Consider the following 18,759-nt stretch of genomic DNA (forward strand, 5'->3'; position numbering starts at 1 on the left):
TGTCTCTATTTTTTACAGCTTTTTATTTATTAAGATTCTAATTGTTTATTAAGGTATGGAAAATGAAAATAAGTTTTGTAGTATCTTCGCTCACTATGCAATTTTTATAAATAGTGTCAAATCAATTTCACTGATAAAACAAAATAGTTCAAGCGATCTAAAATTAAGAATAAGAATAATTATGAATACTAAATTCTTAATTCATTCATTAGGTCTTAATTATTGTAAAACTCTATTTAGAAAATATAGAAAAAACATAAATGGCTTAATAAAGGATATTCTAACAAAAGAGTTAACTGAAGAGCAGATTTTGAATGATATTCCTAAAAGTAAACAAAAATATTTTGCTAAAAAATTAGAATCTATAAAAATATTAACAAATAGTTTTGTGCTCCCCTTTCCAAACAATGATTACTCAAATGTGTTTGAATATTTCAAAATTAAACCAGAAACAAATAATGATACAGCTTATAATCACTGTCAGTTAGTTGCTGTAAGTAAAGCTGATAGTAATAATAAGAGAATGGTTTTATATGGCATATCAAGTTCTTTATATGAATTTAAGCACACTAAGGATAAAAAATATTTTTATAACGAAGATAAAAGTTACATAAACTGTGTATTTTTACCAATAAGCCTGAAATATAGAAGTTTTAGCCCTAATGAACTTAGTCAACACTATACCAAAGTCGATCAATCATTTTTAAACAAGCGCAATTTAAAGTATTAAAAAACTCCTTGAAAAGGAGTTTAAGTAATTGTTACTTAGTTAGTTTAGCAAAGTATGTTAATGTTCTAATTAATTGTGCAGTATAAGACATTTCATTATCATATCAGGCAAATATTTTGTATATTCTGTGGCCATTTGATTCTTTGATTTTAGTTAATGTTGAATCAAATGTTGAACCATAATATGAACCAATAACGTCTGAAGAAACGATAGGGTCTGTTTCATATTTAAGTGTTAAGCTAGCTGATTTTTCAAAAGCTGCATTAACTTCTTCAACACTTGGTTGTTTTGTTAACTGAACTGATAAGTCAACAAATGAACCTGTTATTGTAGGCACACGAAGTGCAAAGCCATCAAGCTTTCCATTAGCTTCAGGCACAACCAATCCAATAGCTTTAGCAGCACCAGTAGATGAAGGCACAATGTTATGACCAGCAGCACGAGCACGACGCAAATCGCCTTTACGATGTGGGCCATCTTGAAGCATTTGATCACCAGTAAATGAGTGAACAGTAGTCATAAAACCATTTTCAATACCAAAGTTATCAACTAGCACCTTAACAACAGGAGCCAAGCAGTTCGTAGTACATGAAGCACCAGAAATAATTTCGTCTTCAGCAACAAGGGTTTCATGGTTAACACCATAAACAATAGTTTTCACATCCTTACCAGCTGGAGCAGAAACTATAACTTTTTTAGCTCCTGCCTCTATGTGTTTGTGTGCAAGATCCTTTTTAACAAAAAATCCAGTGCACTCTAAAACAATGTCGATATTAAGTTCTTTTCAAGGCAAAAGTGCTGGGTCTTTTTCTGAAAGCACCTTAATTTCTTTTCCATTAACAACAAACGCATTATCTTTAACAACAACATCAGCTTTTAATGGGCCAAAAGCTGTGTCATATTTAAGCAAATGAGCTAACATTTTTGGTTCTGTTAAATCATTAACAGCAACAATTTCAACTTCTTTATTATTTGTGTCTAAAAGGTAACGAAGGGCGAGACGGCCTATACGTCCAAAACCATTGATAGCGACTCTTTTCATATTTCCCCCAAAAAAATTATTTTCTATTAAAATTATAGTTTATCCATTTTTCTTCTTTAATAGGTATATAGACATTAAATATAAATATGTGGCAACCTTTCCACTATTTTTTTGAAAAATAAAACAGCATAATTTCACAAAAAATGCTGTTTTATATATAGATTAATTAGAAATTTTGTCATTTCCAAAGTAAGGAATTAATTTTTTTGGGATAGAAACTGTGCCGTCGCTATTTTGGTAGTTCTCTAAGATAGCCGCAATCAATCGATCTATTGCTAATCCAGATCCATTCATAGTGTGAGCAAATTGAACTTCATTATTTTCGTCTCTGTATCTTATCATTGCTCTTCTGGCCTGAAAGTCTCCCATATAAGAAACTGAACTAATTTCACGATATTTTAATTCAGATGGTAGCCATACTTCTAAATCAACTGTTGTTCTTGACGAGAAGCCTAAATCACCTGTACAAAGCTTAAGCTCCCTATAAGGAAGCTCTAGCTCTTCTAGAACTAGTTTAGCTTGCTCAAGCATTTGGTTATACTCAGTTTCTCAGTCCTTTTCTGAAGTTATTTTAACTAATTCAACCTTCTTGAATTGATGATTTCTTATAATGCCTCTCATATCCTTGCCACCTGAGCCAACTTCAGATCTAAAACATTCAGTAAATCCAGTTAGTCTAATTGGTTTTTCAAGATTTATTATTTCATCATTATATAAATTTGTTAATGGAACTTCAGCAGTAGGAATAAGATACATGTTTGTTTGTTCCATATAGAAAAGATCGTCTTTGAATTTTGGCAACTGACCGGTGCCAAAAAGTATTTCTGGCTTAACTAAAACAGGAACTGCATATTCTTCATAACCATTTGCAGTGTGCAAATCTATCATAAAGTTTCGTAATGCACGTGCTAATTTTGCACCATCTTTTTTAAAAATAACAAATCTTGAGCCAGATAACTTAACAGCTCTTTCAAAATCAAAAATATCTAGTTTTTTACCTATTTCATAGTGAGGCAACACGTTTGAAACCAGTTTTCTACCGAGACTATCATATGTTTGTATCACATGATTGTCATTTTCATCTTTTCCCACTGGAACTGAATCTAGTGATATATTTGGCACTCTTATGAGTATTTCATAGGCGTTTTTGTCAAAATCATCAGCCACTTTTTCCAAGTCAACAACATCTTTTTTAAGTTGAGATGCTTTATCTTTTAACTCTTGCATTTTTTGCTTGTCATTTTTAAAGGCACCTATTTGTTTACTTAATTTTGACAACTCAGCTCTTTTTTGCTGAGCCTCATACATTGCTGCGCCTCTTTTGTCAATGTGACTTAAAAGTGTGTCAAAAACTGAAAGGTCAAAATTTCTATTTTCTAATGCCTTTCTGACATAGTCGCGATTATCATTTATGAATTTAATGCTTAACATAAAACCTCTAATTTTATCTTTATAATAATAATTTTACAACTTAAAGTATTTTATTGATGACTTGTATATTGTTAAAGACAACAACGACAAATTTGCTGGCGGAGACACATCAACATTATTATTTTTAATAAATTCTTTAAGCATAGTAGTGCTAAATTCTCTCATTGCCTTTTTCTTGTTTCTAGTTTGTAAACTACAAAGTAAGTAGCAAAGCGAAGTTAATTGTACAAACAAACATTTTTTCATTAAGTTAATAATTTTTTCATTAGGCAATAATCTTAATTCAGTAATTTCATTAAAAACGCCTTCATATGATGAAAACAGTAATTTTAATTTATTTGCTCATGCCTCTAGGTTTGTGGCAGATGAATTTTTTCTAATTTGGTATGTATACACTTTCTTTTTGATTTTTTTAAACTTCGGGTTTGTAAAAAAGAGCATATGCATAAATCTAACGTCTTCATATATGCCACCCGAAAATTTTTTGTTATATTTTTCAACAATTTTGCAGTAAAAACTTCTCTTTATCATCTTACCCCAAGGAACTAAAATGTTATTATAGTAGTGCTCAATTGGGGAATTAGTATCATAGCCAGTAAAACGCGGGGTTTCAGGAACTAAAACCCTAAAGTTTTTGAAAGCTTCAAAACTATATAAAGCCTCAGCGACCAGTACATCATAGTCATCATCTAAGTTATCAACAAAAATCTTAATTCCATTTCTGTGCAACTTATCATCATCATCAACAAAAATAAAATATTTGCCAGTTGATTTTTCAATTAAAAAGTGTCTGTTAAAACCTATGCCAACATGCTCATGATAATCCTTTAAATCATAGACCTTAATTCTAGAATCTTTAGTAGCATAGTCATTAATTATTTGCAAGGTATTATCAGTTGAGTAGTCATTAAGCAAAATAATTTCTAAATTTTTATATGTGCTTTTCAAAACATTTTTAAGTGAAAAATATGAATTTCTTTCAATATTAAAACAAGGAATTAAAACACTAATTTTTGGATTATTAATGTCACTATTTTTAGACTTTTTCCTGTTTTTTTGAATCATAACTTGTATTATATCAATATTAGCATTTATAAGTACTCTTTATGTTTTTATAGTCAATGCTATTTTCACAACTAATTTCATAATATTTGCTAAGCCAATGTTTTTTATGATAAAACCACCCTGCAGAAATAACAATCATAAATGCTCATGCAGTTTTTGCTTAAATGATTGTTTTATAGGCTTTTAAGAAAAAATATTATTCAATTTATAACGCCCACAAATTGTTGAGTTTATAATTTGAAATCTTAGAGTTTACTATATAATATAAACCATTACCAATTTAAAACATTAATTTTTAACAGGAGGAAATATGAGCTTAAGAACATATCAACCTAAGAAAAGACAAAGAGCAAAAGTTCATGGATTTCGTGCTAGAATGGCTACTGAAAATGGTAGAAAAGTTTTAGCTGCTAGAAGAGCCAAAGGAAGAAAAAGACTCACTGTTTCTGACGATAAATAATTTTTAACACCTCATGAAAAAAGAATTTAGACTTCAAAAAAGTTGAGAATTTGATGAAATAATTAAATCTAAAAAGCAACATGCAAACAATTTTTTAGTTTTGTACTACAAAGAAGCTTCAAGCTTTAAGTTAGGTATAACTGTTCCTAAAAAATTTTGCAATGCAGTTTTCAGAAATTATTATAAAAGGCAAGTTAAAGCAATCATTCATAAGCTAAATGCTTATGATTTGAAATTCCATTGCGTTTTAATTTTGCGTAAAGAATTTTTAAAAGAGAAGTTTGTGGCTAAGTTTAATGCAACCCAAAAACTTTTCAATAAATTAAAAACAAGTTAAGAGAAGTTGGAAAATGAAAGAATATAGATCAAATAACTTCAATTATTTCTCCAATGAGGACAGGCAAAAAGAAAAAAAGAAGAGCGCTTGAAAAAAAGTGTGATTTTGAATAAAAATTGTCTTTTATGTCCTGCTTTTTGGTATCGCAATGACAGGGTGCGTCCAAAGTTGTGTTGTTAAGTCATCTAACTACACCGGAAACGGTATTGAGTTTTATACAAGTAAGGAAAATGTTAGTCCGCATGTGACAACATTAGATACTTCTCACAAGCTAACTAAAGAAGAAAATACTTATTTAAAAGACAATAAAATTAATATAGAACTTGAAAACGATGATCAATTATATTTCGAAAAAAACGATGGTGCAAACTTCCACTTGTCACACAAGAATTACGGCGAAATTATAAAAAATCTTAGAAGTGCTCATCAAGGCAGTTATGGTGCTTATAAAAATTGAAATGTAGCTATTCAGTTAAGAGATCATGATAAAAAATTATGAAACAACCAACCTATTATTAAAGGTACAGGCGATAACTCAAATAATTATCTTTTTGCAGTGCAACCAGTTGAAGATGCCAGTGCAAAAAGTAGCTACAAAACAATTTATAGCCCAAATGAATATAAAGAATGATTATTAATTGACCCAAGTTTTGATTTTGATGCTAATTTTGTTTATGACAAAGACAAAAATATCTTCAAAATAAATCCTAATAGCACGAAATTGATTAATGAAGGCAAATTCATTAGCAATTTGGATGTTAACAGCAATAATGATAAAAAGAAAAAAAATGATAAGAATGCTTTTATCTATGATAAAGAATTATCATATCAAACATTTGCAAACAGAAATAATTTTACTGGCTTTGCTAAATTCAGACGAGACATTTTTGAAACATTAGCAACAAACACATTCTATTCAGATAAATCTAAGTATTATAAAAAAGCATTATCTCAAGTTGAAAAAACATTGAAAAACGAAAATTATTCTGCGGACTTCAATGGTTTTAATAAATACTTTGTTGATAAAATTAAGAATAAAAAATCTAATGAATTAGAATTTGCACCAAATGTGTTTTATGCTCTTAAGTACTATAATAAAGCTTTAAACAAATATGCTAATGAGTTAAACTTCAGTGCATTAAATCAAATTTCACCTGTTAAGAATTCTGTTATTGAAGAAATTAATAGTTTAAGCAATGACTATAATAAGATTAATGATAAAAACAGTAAAGAGGCCACTGATTTAAGAAAAAAAATAACAACCTTAAATGAACAACTCAGAAATTCAAGCAGACTTCTTGCCCCTGCACCATACTCATCAATGACAATTAATTTAAATGATGCAGTTAAAATTCCATATGCAGGCGATGAGCCACAAAGAGTTATTTATAATTGAGCAGATGCTTGAAAACTAGGGCCATTTTATGGACTATTAGTGTTCCCAACAGCTTGATTATCAGCTCACTTGTCAACAAGCTTGTCTCATTTAGGTGGCTGGGGAACAATTATAGTAATTTTAGTGTTAACAATTATTTTACGTAGTGCAATGTTGGCAATAACATTTAAACAAACTGTTAACCAGTCTAAGCAAGAAGAGTTGAAGTCGAAAAAAGCAAAAATTGATGCTAAATATGCTGAGTTCAAAAACAATAAGCAAATGAAAGCTAGACAACAACAAGAAGTTGCTGAGCTTTATAAAAAACATGGTATTAATCCATTTGATGCTTTTGTAACAATGCTAATTTCTCTACCTATCTTTATTATGATGTGACGGGTTATTCAGTCTCTACCTGAATTTAAGTCTACTGTGTGATTAGGCATCTCATTTGCTGAAACATCATGGCGAAGATTATTCTTCTCAGGAGAGTGGCAATATTTAGGAGTTCTTCTAGTTGTTGCCATTGTGCAAGGTGTAGCACAGTTCCTTCCTCAAATTCTGAACAGGAAAAAGTTCAAAGAGCGGACTAGTCTTGAGGAAGAAAAAGCACTTAAAAAAGCAAATAGAACTCAACGGATTATGACTATTGTCTTCTTCTTTGTAACTCTAATATTTTCAGCTGGTCTTCAAGTTTATTGAATAATTTCTGGATTATGAACAATCATTCAGACACTAAGTATTCACCAATTTAAGAAATCAACTTACTACAGAAGAAAATATCTAGACAAACACAAAGCATAATTTCAAAAATTCCTAGCAATGCTTGGGATTTTTTGTTTATCACTATAAAAAAGCAATAAATGTTTAAAACATACCATCAATATGCTAATTTATAATTAAGAAAAATATAAAGTAATAAAATTAATATATAAACTACAATTCAAAATAGGAGCTATATGAAAATTTATATTGTTAAAAGTACTTCGCCATATGAAACATTGGCTTATGAGAATCTAATAATGGAAGATCCATCAATCACTGGCGATGTTTTAGTGCTTTATCAACATGCAAATGCAATAATCATTGGTAACAACCAAAATGCATATGAAGAAATCAACCGTGAATATGTTAGAGATCACAAAATTGTATTAGCAAGAAGAAAGTCAGGTGGTGGTGCTGTTTACCATGACTTAGGTAACCTAAACTTTAGTTTTATTTCAGATAAATCTGATGATAATAGCTATGTGAAGTTCCTTAGACCAATTATTAATTTCCTTAACTCATTAGGATTAGAATCTGAATTTCATGGCAGAAACGACATTCACGCCAATGGATGCAAAATAAGCGGTAATGCACAATATATTAGTGGCAAAAGAATAGTTTCACATGGAACATTACTTTTTGATGTTGATATGACAATATTATCTAAAGCGCTTAATCCAAACAAAATAAAATTTGAATCCAAAGGTATTAAATCAATTCGTTCTAGAGTTGCAAATATCAATGACCTATTGCCTAAAAAAATGACAGTTGATGAATTCAAAGATACTTTAGTTAAATACTTTGTTGAAAATGAAAACTGCACATTAGAAGAAATTCCATATGAAAAATATGCTGAAAGATTCGAAGAGCTAAGAAGTCTATTTAGCTCTGAAAAATGAATATACGATCGTTCAGCAAACTTTACATATTCAAAAACTGAAAAATTCCCAGGCGGACTTGTTACAGTTTATGGCACAATTGAAAACTCTATTATTAAAGACATAATTTTTGCTGGTGACTTTTTAAGTAAAAAAGATATTAGAGACGTTGAGCCTTTATTTAAAGGTATACGTTATGATGAAAAATCAGTTAGAGAAGTTTTAACAAAAATTGATATAGAAAACTACTTTGGTACTCTAACAGAGGATGAAATTGTCAAAATAATTTTAGGGTAAAAAGTGAATAGTACAGTTCTAATTAAAAACGAGAAAATTCATTACATCTACGAAGACACATCCAATGATATTCCAGTTCTTTTATTCGTTCATGGATTCAAAGATAGATCTAAAACAATTCAACCACTCATAAGCATAAAAAACAGAAATTATTCTATTTATGCATTAGATTTACCAGGTTGTGGTGAATCAAGCAGCAATTTAGGCGAATATTCGATTGAATTTTATGCTGAAGTGGTGAGAGAGTTCATAGCTAGAGTATTGCCAAATAAAAAAGTAATATTAATGGGACACTCAATGGGTGCTGCTGTGTCTTTAATGTGTTTTGACTTACTAAATGTTTTAGAGCTTATTTTAGTGGCACCATTTAATTACAATGCAAAACTTAATGCAGGTTTTAGTGATGGCAAAAAATGAATGCTACCCGAAAGCATTGAGGATGCAATCGAGTCATATAAAGCTTTAGTATACAATCCTAATCCATTCTACATAAAAGGCATACAAGCATTTGCAATGCAAGATGTACAAAACAGAGAAGCAACCAAAAAGATGTTTTCACACATTGTCGATAATCAATTTTTTAATACCTCTTACCTAGATAATGTTCTAAAACCACTATACCATAGTGCTAAAAAGCCATACACACTAATTTATGCTAAAAATGACCAATTTACTACTGAAGCAGAAATGCTTAAGCTAATTGATGATATACCAAGCATAACTCCATATGCTTTGGACGAATGCGGTCATGCTGTATTTTTCCAAAAAGCAAATAAAGTTAATGAAATAGTAACGAATATAGCAAGCACAATAAAACTCCAATAAGTCTATGAAAAAGCCAAATAAAGCAACGAATTAATTATGCTTTCTTGCTTTATTTTTTTACTATTATTTTTATAATATTTACTATGAATATAGATGCAATTTATAGTACCTTTTTTGTTAATGGATCAAACGTTATTTCGGCATGATTTGTGATAATATTTGGATTTTTAGGAATGTCAATGACTCTTATTTTAGGTCTTCCGCAAGCCATTCATCTATACAAGTGCAAGAAAACTGGAAATGTTAAGTATTATTCATACTGAATGTTTTTATTTGGAATACTTTCATGGATATTTTTAGGTGCTTTTGATCCGGTTCAAAAAATGTTTGCTATTGTAATATCTAATTGCATTTGCTCTTTAATTTATGTTATTACGTTGTGACTTACTTACAGATATTCAAGTGATCCTAAACGTAAAAGAAATCAATGAATCGTATTGTTTTCATCGCTTTTACTTTCAATTTTTGTAATTAGCTTGTCAATTTCAGCCTTAGTTTTAGAATGAAAACTACCCCAAATTGCACAAATGAGTATTGCTCAAATAGTGCCAATAATTACAACATTTGCATTCTTTCCTCAGGTTTTGAAGGCAATTGATTCTAAAGATTATTCAGGAATGTCAGCTTCAATGGTCTGAACATTCATCTTAGCTAATGTGTTTTGAACATTATATTGAGTGTTTTTTATAATTAATGCCGGAATTGCCCCACAATTAATAAGTGCACTAATATGGCAAGTTTTATCATTACTCCTATATTCACTTTTGTTAATAAAAATGATGCATCAAGCAAAGCTAAATAAAATAAACAATACCAATGAAAATGTAGCGGAGAACAAGTATGTATAAATCTAAACTGACTTTAAAAGAAACACAACAAGCTATTCAAGATCTTAAATTTGCCTTTACAAAAAAACTTAATCAAGAGTTAAAATTAACAAGAGTTTCTGCCCCTTTATTTGTTACTTCAAGCTCTAAAATTAATGATGGCTTAAATGGTGATATCCCAGTTATTTTCTCACCAAATAAATGAAAAGAAAATATCGAAATTGTGCACTCACTTGCTAAGTGAAAAAGATCTGCGCTATCAAGATACAAATTCTTACCTGGTGAAGGTTTATGGACAGATATGAATGCAATCCGCAAGGATGATGAAGTAGACTATAAGCATTCATTATATGTTGATCAATGAGACTGGGAATTAATTATTAACAAAGATGATCGAAACCTAGAATTTTTGAAGAGAATTGTCGAAACAATCTATAAATCAATCAGATATGTTGAAAACAAAATTAACTTTAAGTATCCTGTATTAGACCAAAAGTTGCCATCTGAAATAAAATTTATTAACTCCGAAGAGTTATACAGAGAGTTTCCAAATGTAAGTCCCGAGGAAAGGGAAAATATAGTTGCCAAAAAGTATAAAGCTGTTTTTATTTACAAAATAGGTCACACATTGCCTGATGGCTTGCCTCATTCAAAAAGAGCGTTTGACTATGATGATTGGGAATTAAATGGTGACATGGTTTTTTATGATAAAGTTAATGATGCAGCCTTAGAAATTTCATCAATGGGTATAAGGGTTGATAGTGATTCGCTAACTAAACAAGCTAAAATTTCTAGAAAAAAAGATAGTGATATGGGCGAGTACCATAAGTTAGTATTAAGTCAAAAATTACCTTACACAATCGGCGGCGGTATTGGGCAAAGCAGATTAAGTATGTTCTTATTAGAAAAGAAGCACATTGGCGAAGTTCAAGCAAGCGTTTGACCTGATGAGCATAGAGAATTTTTTGAGAAAGAAGGAGTTATTTTACTATAGGTGTATTTTCTAAAATATCTATAAAATAGTGTTTTTAGTAAATTAACTATCTAATAGTTAAATATTATTAGCAAAATTAAATAAATTAATTTATATATCGTATTAGTATTAATATAATATATGTATGAGTTCTGTAGGTTATAAAAGATTTCAAGCATTTTGCAAAGCTAATAACATAGAAATTAATAACGAGTTAGAAGGAACCGAACTGGTTCTTTTTAATCTTAATTATGATGAAAATTCAAATGATAAATTGAAGCTAGAATTCCGCTTTAAAAATTTTATTTCATATGATACAGTAAGAAAATTAAAATCCTTCATAAGATCTAACAGAGACAAATGAGATGTTTCATTTGTTTTTTCTAGCGATTCATATAGCAAAGAAAATATCTTATGTTTTGTTAATAAAATAATTGATAAAACACGTTTTATGCCTTTAAAACAGATTAATTGGGAAAATAAATTTGTTGTAAAAGACAATAATGCCTATTTTGAAAACATTGATAGGGATTTCGAGAATCAATATGGAATGCTGATTGATAAGTTACTAAACAAACTTAAAGAATATGGTTTTGCAACGCTTGATTTTTCATATAACTATGCAACAAACTTAACTTCTAATGATCAAAATTTATCATCAAATGCGGAAGAATCTGAAAAGATAAAAAGAGAACTTTTTAAAAAAATGATTGAATTAGACCAGTCATCTACATCATATGAAAGTAATAGTAACAGTCCACTAAGGATAAAGAGGAATCTTAACAAGAGTTATACAAGGTACTCTATCAAAGATTTAAATGATGCGCCAAGCAGAGTTAATGTAGAATTTGTTGGTATATTATTTGCTTCTAAAAAAACTTTTTCTAAAAACAAACGGTTAACTATCCAATTCAAAGTAAGTGACTTTGAGAGTGCTGTTAATTGTATGTGATTCTTAGACACTGACTGATTGAGTAATGAGCAAAAAAATCTAATTAACCCTGAAAATCAATCTTGAGTTAAGGTTAAAGGTTCAATTCCAAGTAGCGACAAGATTAAAGGAAACAACTTCTTTGTCTATGTTGATTCGCTTGAATTAACAGCTTGTCCACTAAATATAAATGAAGATAAAGCACCCGAAGATAGAAAAAGAGTTGAGTTCCATATTTCAACAAAAATGAACACAATGGATGGACTTTTTAATGCCGATGATTTTGTTGAAAGAGCCAAAAGATGAAAAATGCCAGCAATCGGCATTATGGACACCGATGGCGCACAGGGCTATCCCAAATTATTTAATAAAGCAAAAAAATCAGGAATTAAAGCCATATACGGAACTGCATTCACTACTATAAATAAGGCAAATGAGGCAATTTTAGGCGAAATTCCTGAGGGCAGTTTTAAAGACTATTCATATGTTTCATTTGACATTGAAACAACAGGATTAAGTCCAAAATTCCACGAAATAATTGAATTTGGTGCAGTTGATATTAATCAGGATTTAAAAGTAGGAAAAACAACTCAGTTTTTTATTAAGCCAAAAGATAAAATTGGTAGTTTTACTACTGAATTAACCGGAATTACACAGCAAATGCTTGATTCTAAGGGGCTTTATATAAAAGAAGGTCTAGAAAAAATTTATGATTGTTTAGATGGAAAAATAGCTATTGCACATAATGCAAAATTTGACTTTAACTTTTTAAAGGAACAATTTAGGCTCAACAATATGCAATTCCCAAGAGTCACAGTTATTGACACTCTGGTAGCTTCTAGAATTGGTTTCCCGGGCTATAAACGCCACAAATTAGAAGATGTTGCGTCAAGACTTGGTGTTGTTTATGATCCAAATGTTGCTCACCGTGGGGATTATGATGCCAAGGTTTTGGCAAATGTATGAGTTAATATTATTTCAGAATTGAATGCCAAGGGTATTTTCACTTTTGATGACCTAAGCAAGTATTCTTCTAATGAACTTTATGCAAAAATGCATGGGTATGAAGTTTCAACAATTGCTTTAAATAATCAAGGCTTAAAGAAGCAATTTGAGTTGATAACTGACTGCTTAACCAAAAAATATATTAATGGTCCAATAACATTCAAGGAAGACTTTGCTTCTTTGAATAGAACGGATATCTTAGTAGGTTCTGGAACATTAAAAGGCTTATTAATTGATAAGTATTTTTACTCATCCCATGATGATTTTATAAATGAGCTTAAACTTTATGATTTTATTGAAATTCCGGCGCCTCAATGTTTTGAACACTGAATAAGATACGGATTTATAACCACAAAACAACTGCAAAAAGGCTTGAGCGAAATTATCTATGAAGCAAAAAAACATTCTAAGATTTTTATTGCAACTGCGGATGTTAAGTATTTAGATCCATGAGATCAAGAAATTTTTAAATCTCTTGTTTATGCAAAAGGAATAAAGAATGCTAGACATTATTTATTTGACTATAAAAAAGCCGAAGAAGGAAGATTAGTTATACCAAATCAACGCTTTTTAACTACTGAAGAAATGCTTAAGCAATTTGCGTTTTTACAAGATAACCAGCTAATAGAAGAATTAGTCATTGATAATACTCAGTTAATAGCTAATATGGCTGAAAATATTGAAGTAATTAAATCTGGTTTGTTTACACCTGAATTTGATGATTCTAAGAAAAAATTATATGACTTAGTCTATAAAAATGCATATGCAAAATATGGAGAGAAACTTCCTGAAATAATTCAAAAAAGAATTGATTCTGAACTTAATCCAATTATTAAGTATGGTTTTGATGTAATTTATTGAATAAGTTATAAACTGGTGAAACTCTCAATTGACCAAGGATTTATTGTTGGTAGCAGAGGTTCTATAGGTTCGTCATTTGTTGCATCATTAATTGGAATTTCTGAAGTTAATCCGTTAATCCCTCATTATTGTTGTCCTAATTGTAAATATTTTGAAGTAGCTAATGCTCCAGGCGTAACTAGTGGATATGATTTGCCTGATAAGCCTTGCCCTGAGTGTAATACGCTTATAAAAGGTGACGGGCAAAGCATACCTTTTGAAACATTTTTAGGATTTAATGCTGATAAAGTCCCTGATATTGATCTTAACTTTACTGGGGAATTTCAAGGTGTTGTGCATGAAGAAATCCGTAGACTTTTTGGTAAAAGTCATACATTTAGAGCTGGAACTATTTCCAAAGTGGCTGAAAAAACAGCATTTGGATATGTGAAGTCATATGCTGAGCAAACTAGACAAACTATCCCACAAATTTTTGTTGAATTTTTAGCGAACAGAATTAAAGATGTTAAAAGAACAACAGGTCAGCACCCTGGTGGAATTATTATAATCCCTAAGCAATTTGATATTTTTGATTTTACTCCTATAAATTACCCAGCAAATGACCAAAGTTCATCTTGACTAACAACACACTTTGACTACAAAGCCATTCATGATAATGTATTAAAATTTGATATCCTAGGCCATGATAATCCTACATCTATAAAATTGCTAGAGCAGTACACTGGTATTAATATTTATGACGTTCCCAAGAATGATCAAAATGTTATAAAACTTTTTAGTTCAACTGAACCAATGGGCATTAGCCCCGAACAAATTTCGAATGAAAAAACAGGAGCAATAGGTTTACCTGAATTTGGTACATCATTTGTTAGACAAATGCTTAATGACATAAAACCTAAAACTGTTGCAGATTTAATTTCTATTTCAGGTCTTAGTCACGGAACTAATGTTTGAATTAATAATGCTGATGAATTAGTTTTAGAAAAAGGGCGCAAACTAAATGAAGTTGTCTGTTGTAGAGATGACATTATGCCTATGTTAATTGCAAAAGGTATCGAGCCTTTGATGTCGTTTACACTAATGGAAAAAGTAAGAAAAGGCAAAGGCTTATCAAATGATGAAGTTGAACTACTAGAAAAACATAATGTTCCAAACTGGCTTATAAAAAGTATGCAAAAAATTGAATATTTATTCCCCAAAGCGCATGCAACAGCATATGTAACTATGGCACTATGAATTGCTTGATTTAAGCTATACGAACCATTGGCTTTTTATGCAAGTTACTTTACTGCCCATTCAAAAGCAGATGATATTAAAAATATGATTGATAAGCCTAATGGAATTAAAGTTTCAAAAAGGCTTTATGAGTTAAAGAAAACCGAAGATAGAAGCAATAAAGAAAACGATCTTATTGGCGTTTTTGAAGTAGCTGAAGAATTATACGCGAGAGGTTTTTATATATCAAATGTTGATATTGACAAATCCCAAGCTGAAAAGTGGCTTATCGATAAAGAAAAAGGATGTCTAATACCACCTTTTTCAACAATCGAAAGCTTGGGAACAGTTAAAGCAAATGATATAGTTAACGCAAGAGAAGAAAAGCCATTTTTATCTAAGGAAGACTTTAAAACTAGAACAGGTGTTTCAAAAACTGTTTTTGATACAATGAACCAAATGAAGATCTTAGATAGTCTAAACGATTCAGACCAACTAACTCTTTTTTAGCCAATATGTCTATAAAATAGGGATATTCAGATATCTCTATTTTTTATAATTATATTCTTACAAAAATAAAAAAATTTTCTATAATTAACTAAGTGGTCGCGTAGCTCAGCAGGATAGAGCACAAGCCTTCTAAGCTTGTTGTCAGAGGTTCGAATCCTCTCGTGATCGCCATTTTTTTATTTTTTGATAATAAAACAAGCAATAGCTAAATTTATAATAAAATTTTATCACTGTGTGTTCACATAGCTCACCAGGTAGAGCACAAGCCTCCTAAGCTTGGGGTAACGGGTTCAATTCCCGTTGTGAACGCCATTTTTTTATTTAAAAATTCATAGTTTTTATACTATTTTGGGATTTTTTAAAAAAACATAAAAAGTAATTAAAAAACTTTAAAATTTATTAATATGAATAATTTGGCAAATGAACTAAGACCTAAGACATTAGATGACATTATTGGGCAAAAACAAGTGGTTGATTTACTTAAGAAAGTTGCGAAAGATAGAATTCATTCTAGCTTTATTTTCTTTGGAGAGTCAGGAACTGGTAAAACTTCATCGGCAGTGGCTCTGGCAAATGATTTAGGCTTAAAATATAATTATTTTAATGCATCAGTTAACTCCAAGGCTGAATTAACCAAAATGCTGTCTGATAATGAAGTTTTGATTATTGATGAAATACACAGATTAAACAAAGACAAACAAGATATCTTGCTTTCATACTTAGAATTTGACAAAATTATAATTTATGCAACCACTACTGAAAATCCATATTTTAGAGTTAACCCAGCTTTAAGAAGCAGAATGCAAATATTACAATTTACAAAGTTAAGCGAAGATGAAATGTTTGAAGGGGTGAAATTAAATCTAAAAAAACATTTTCCAAATTATGAAATGGATGACTCGACAATAAAAGTTTTTGTTAAGTTGTCAAATGGAGATTACAGATCTTGTCTTAATAACTTACAGATGTTGGTTTTAATGACCAAAAATAAACAAATTAGCTTAGATGATATTAAAAAATTTGTGCCAAACATATCATTTTACAGTGACGAAAATTCATCCTCGCATTACAATAACCTTTCAGCATTTCATAAATCATTAAGAGGTTCTGATGTTGATGCATCGCTGTATTATGGTGCGATAATACTAAAATCTGGTGATTTACAAGGTCTATTTAGAAGACTTATTGCTTGTAGTTATGAAGATGTTGGATTTGCTGATCCAAATTTGCAACTAAGAGTTAAAAATGCAATTGAATCGGCCGAAATGCTTGGCTTACCAGAAGCAAAACTACCTATTTTTTATGCAATTATTTCTGTGGCATTGGCTCCAAAAAGTAATTCTATGTATATAGCTATGCAAAATGTAGAAAATTATATTGATGCTGGCAATATATATGATGTTCCTAAGTTTTTGAGAGATGGACACTATGCTTCAGCTTCAAAATTAGGTGATTCTATAGGTTATAAATATCCGCACGATTTTCCTAATCATTTTGTAAAACAGGAATATTTGCCAAAGGAAGCTAAAGGCAAGAGGTTCTTTTTACCAATGGAAACAGATTCGAAAAGAATAACGGAATACTACAAATTTATTAAGCAATTAAAAGGAGAAAAAGATGAGCTCTAAAATAAATTGAGATGAAATTAAAACTTTTGAACAATACAAACAGGCTAAGAATTTAGCTTTTGGACCTGGTAGTGAAATAGAAGAGCTTAAATCAAAGATAAAGAGCTCAAATCCTGAAGAAAGAAAATTAATAGGAATCAAAATTAGTGAAATTAAATCATTTTATGAACTTAAGTTTAAAGAAATTGAAGAAAAGTTAGAAAAAGATAAAATAAATAAGATTATTGAAAATGAATTTATTGATGTAACTAAACCTTTAAAGCAATTAGGATCGCTCCATCCTATTAGCATTATTGAGCAAAGGTTAAGAGATTGATTTACACAAAACGGCTATTTTGAAGCCGTTGGTGGCGAAATTACAAATGAGGAATATAACTTTGAAAGACTTAATATTCCAAATAATCATCCAGCCAGAGCTTCTCATGATTCACTTTATATAACAAACAATATTTTATTAAGAACCCATAACACTGGAATCACTGCTTATGAATTAGAAAAAAACGCCAATAAATGCGCCAATATTTTTTCAATTGGTAAAGTTTATAGAAATGATGAGGATGATGCAACGCACTCGCATCAATTTACACAGCTTGACTTTGTAAGTGTAGGACAGCAAGTTAGTTTTCCAAACTTAATATGAACTCTTAAGTCGCTTCTATCATATGTGTTTGAAGAAGAATTAGAAATCAGATTAAGACCAAGTTATTTCCCTTTTACTGAGCCTAGCGTTGAAGTTGACATTTTTTACAAAAATAAATGAATCGAAGTCCTAGGAGCAGGAATGTTACATTCTAATGTAATGAAAAAAGCAGGATATGATAGTAAAAAGTTTTATGGTTTTGCTGCTGGTTTGGGCTTAGAAAGGCTCACAATGATCAAGTACGCAATAAGCGACATTAGATATTTATATAAAAATGATTTAAGAACACTTTTACAATTTAAAAATGAAAAATAAATTTGATGAATTTATTGAGAACGAGTCCAAAAAAGAATATTTTATAGATCTATTTGCCTTAATTGAAAACGAATCTAAAAGCAATAATATTTTTCCTAGTAAGGACAAAATATTTGAATGCCTTAAATATAGTAATCCTGAAGAGCTGAAATTAATTATTATCGGGCAGGATCCATATTACAAAAAAGGATATGCTGACGGGCTAGCGTTTAGTACAGAGAACAAACATTGTCCAAAAAGTTTAGAAAACATTATAACTGAGCTAAAAAAAGACTATCCAAGTGCCCTAGTTGAAACATTTAGTTTAAAATCTTGAGCTAAAAATCATATCTTATTATTAAATAGCGTTCTAACTGTTAGTGAAGATAAGCCTAATAGTCATAGCGGTTTTGGATGAGAAATATTTATTTCTAATCTGCTTGATTTTATACTAGAACTAAACTGTAATGTTATTTTTGGCATATGGGGAAAGAAGGCCTATTCATTAATCAAGGACAAAGTCGATGATAAAAGAATAATTTATACTTCTCATCCTTCTCCTTTAAGTTATTCAAAAACAAATCATAGTTTTAAGGACTCAAATTTTTTTAAAAAAGTAAATGCCAAATTGACCAATCCAATTGATTTTAGCATACGAAAGGAAAATTAA

The 18,759-nt window shown here is 30.1% G+C and carries 15 protein-coding genes and 2 tRNA genes; 14 read left to right on the forward strand and 3 right to left on the reverse strand.

The features are described from left to right. Positions 1-55: 55 nt before the first annotated feature. On the forward strand, positions 56-730 hold the full coding sequence (locus tag MBOVPG45_RS00295) for a hypothetical protein (RefSeq protein ID WP_013456626.1): 675 nt from the start codon (positions 56-58) through the stop codon (positions 728-730). A 31-nt stretch (positions 731-761) separates the two neighbouring features. On the opposite strand, the gene gap is transcribed toward MBOVPG45_RS00295, so the two are convergent. From gap to MBOVPG45_RS00310, 3 genes are all read right to left on the reverse strand, one after another. Then, positions 762-1,772, reverse strand: coding sequence for a type I glyceraldehyde-3-phosphate dehydrogenase (gene gap, locus MBOVPG45_RS00300; protein ID WP_013456534.1), 1,011 nt, complete (start codon positions 1,770-1,772; stop codon positions 762-764). A 162-nt stretch (positions 1,773-1,934) separates the two neighbouring features. Further along, positions 1,935-3,203: a serine--tRNA ligase gene (gene serS / locus MBOVPG45_RS00305; RefSeq protein ID WP_013456119.1), complete on the reverse strand. Its 1,269-nt coding sequence runs from the start codon at positions 3,201-3,203 to the stop codon at positions 1,935-1,937. A 33-nt stretch (positions 3,204-3,236) separates the two neighbouring features. Beyond that, positions 3,237-4,268 (reverse strand): glycosyltransferase family 2 protein, encoded by a 1,032-nt coding sequence (locus tag MBOVPG45_RS00310; protein ID WP_013455928.1) that lies wholly within the window; start codon positions 4,266-4,268, stop codon positions 3,237-3,239. Positions 4,269-4,578: 310 nt separating this feature from the next. Here MBOVPG45_RS00310 and rpmH point away from each other — a divergent pair, with 310 nt between their 5' ends. The 13 genes from rpmH (at position 4,579) to MBOVPG45_RS00375 (ending at position 18,759) form a co-directional block, all read left to right on the forward strand. Then, on the forward strand, positions 4,579-4,728 hold the full coding sequence (rpmH, locus tag MBOVPG45_RS00315; protein ID WP_004024238.1) for a 50S ribosomal protein L34: 150 nt from the start codon (positions 4,579-4,581) through the stop codon (positions 4,726-4,728). Positions 4,729-4,741: 13 nt separating this feature from the next. Then, positions 4,742-5,065 carry a ribonuclease P protein component gene (rnpA, locus tag MBOVPG45_RS00320; protein ID WP_013456053.1) on the forward strand — a complete coding sequence of 108 codons (324 nt, stop codon included), beginning with the start codon at positions 4,742-4,744 and terminating at the stop codon, positions 5,063-5,065. A 13-nt stretch (positions 5,066-5,078) separates the two neighbouring features. Then, complete coding sequence (gene yidC / locus MBOVPG45_RS00325) at positions 5,079-7,244, forward strand: membrane protein insertase YidC (protein ID WP_013456584.1); 2,166 nt, start codon at positions 5,079-5,081, stop codon at positions 7,242-7,244. Positions 7,245-7,399: 155 nt separating this feature from the next. Beyond that, positions 7,400-8,380 carry a lipoate--protein ligase gene (lplA, locus tag MBOVPG45_RS00330; RefSeq protein WP_013456543.1) on the forward strand — a complete coding sequence of 327 codons (981 nt, stop codon included), beginning with the start codon at positions 7,400-7,402 and terminating at the stop codon, positions 8,378-8,380. A gap of 3 nt (positions 8,381-8,383) precedes the next feature. Next, positions 8,384-9,205 carry an alpha/beta fold hydrolase gene (locus MBOVPG45_RS00335; RefSeq protein ID WP_013456294.1) on the forward strand — a complete coding sequence of 274 codons (822 nt, stop codon included), beginning with the start codon at positions 8,384-8,386 and terminating at the stop codon, positions 9,203-9,205. Between the two features lie 83 nt (positions 9,206-9,288). After that, positions 9,289-10,053 carry a PQ-loop domain-containing transporter gene (locus MBOVPG45_RS00340; RefSeq protein WP_041309069.1) on the forward strand — a complete coding sequence of 255 codons (765 nt, stop codon included), beginning with the start codon at positions 9,289-9,291 and terminating at the stop codon, positions 10,051-10,053. Further along, positions 10,046-11,026, forward strand: coding sequence for an aspartate--ammonia ligase (asnA, locus tag MBOVPG45_RS00345; RefSeq protein WP_013456612.1), 981 nt, complete (start codon positions 10,046-10,048; stop codon positions 11,024-11,026). The genes MBOVPG45_RS00340 and asnA overlap by 8 nt, the downstream gene beginning before the upstream one ends. A 124-nt stretch (positions 11,027-11,150) precedes the next feature. Continuing rightward, positions 11,151-15,527 carry a PolC-type DNA polymerase III gene (locus MBOVPG45_RS00350; protein WP_013456297.1) on the forward strand — a complete coding sequence of 1,459 codons (4,377 nt, stop codon included), beginning with the start codon at positions 11,151-11,153 and terminating at the stop codon, positions 15,525-15,527. A gap of 94 nt (positions 15,528-15,621) precedes the next feature. Then, positions 15,622-15,698, forward strand: a tRNA-Arg gene (locus MBOVPG45_RS00355). A 65-nt stretch (positions 15,699-15,763) separates the two neighbouring features. Next, positions 15,764-15,839: transfer RNA gene (locus tag MBOVPG45_RS00360), tRNA-Arg, on the forward strand. Between the two features lie 92 nt (positions 15,840-15,931). After that, positions 15,932-17,155, forward strand: a complete 1,224-nt coding sequence (locus MBOVPG45_RS00365; RefSeq protein ID WP_013456310.1) for a replication-associated recombination protein A — start codon at positions 15,932-15,934, stop codon at positions 17,153-17,155. Continuing rightward, a complete protein-coding gene (gene pheS, locus MBOVPG45_RS00370) occupies positions 17,145-18,110 on the forward strand; it encodes a phenylalanine--tRNA ligase subunit alpha (protein ID WP_013456569.1) in 966 nt (321 codons plus the stop codon). The genes MBOVPG45_RS00365 and pheS overlap by 11 nt, the downstream gene beginning before the upstream one ends. Then, positions 18,100-18,759, forward strand: a complete 660-nt coding sequence (locus MBOVPG45_RS00375) for a uracil-DNA glycosylase (protein WP_013456493.1) — start codon at positions 18,100-18,102, stop codon at positions 18,757-18,759. Before pheS ends, MBOVPG45_RS00375 begins: the two co-directional genes overlap by 11 nt.

The sequence above is a fragment of the Mycoplasmopsis bovis PG45 genome (genome assembly GCF_000183385.1).
GTDB classification, from domain to species: domain Bacteria; phylum Bacillota_I; class Bacilli_A; order Mycoplasmatales; family Metamycoplasmataceae; genus Mycoplasmopsis; species Mycoplasmopsis bovis.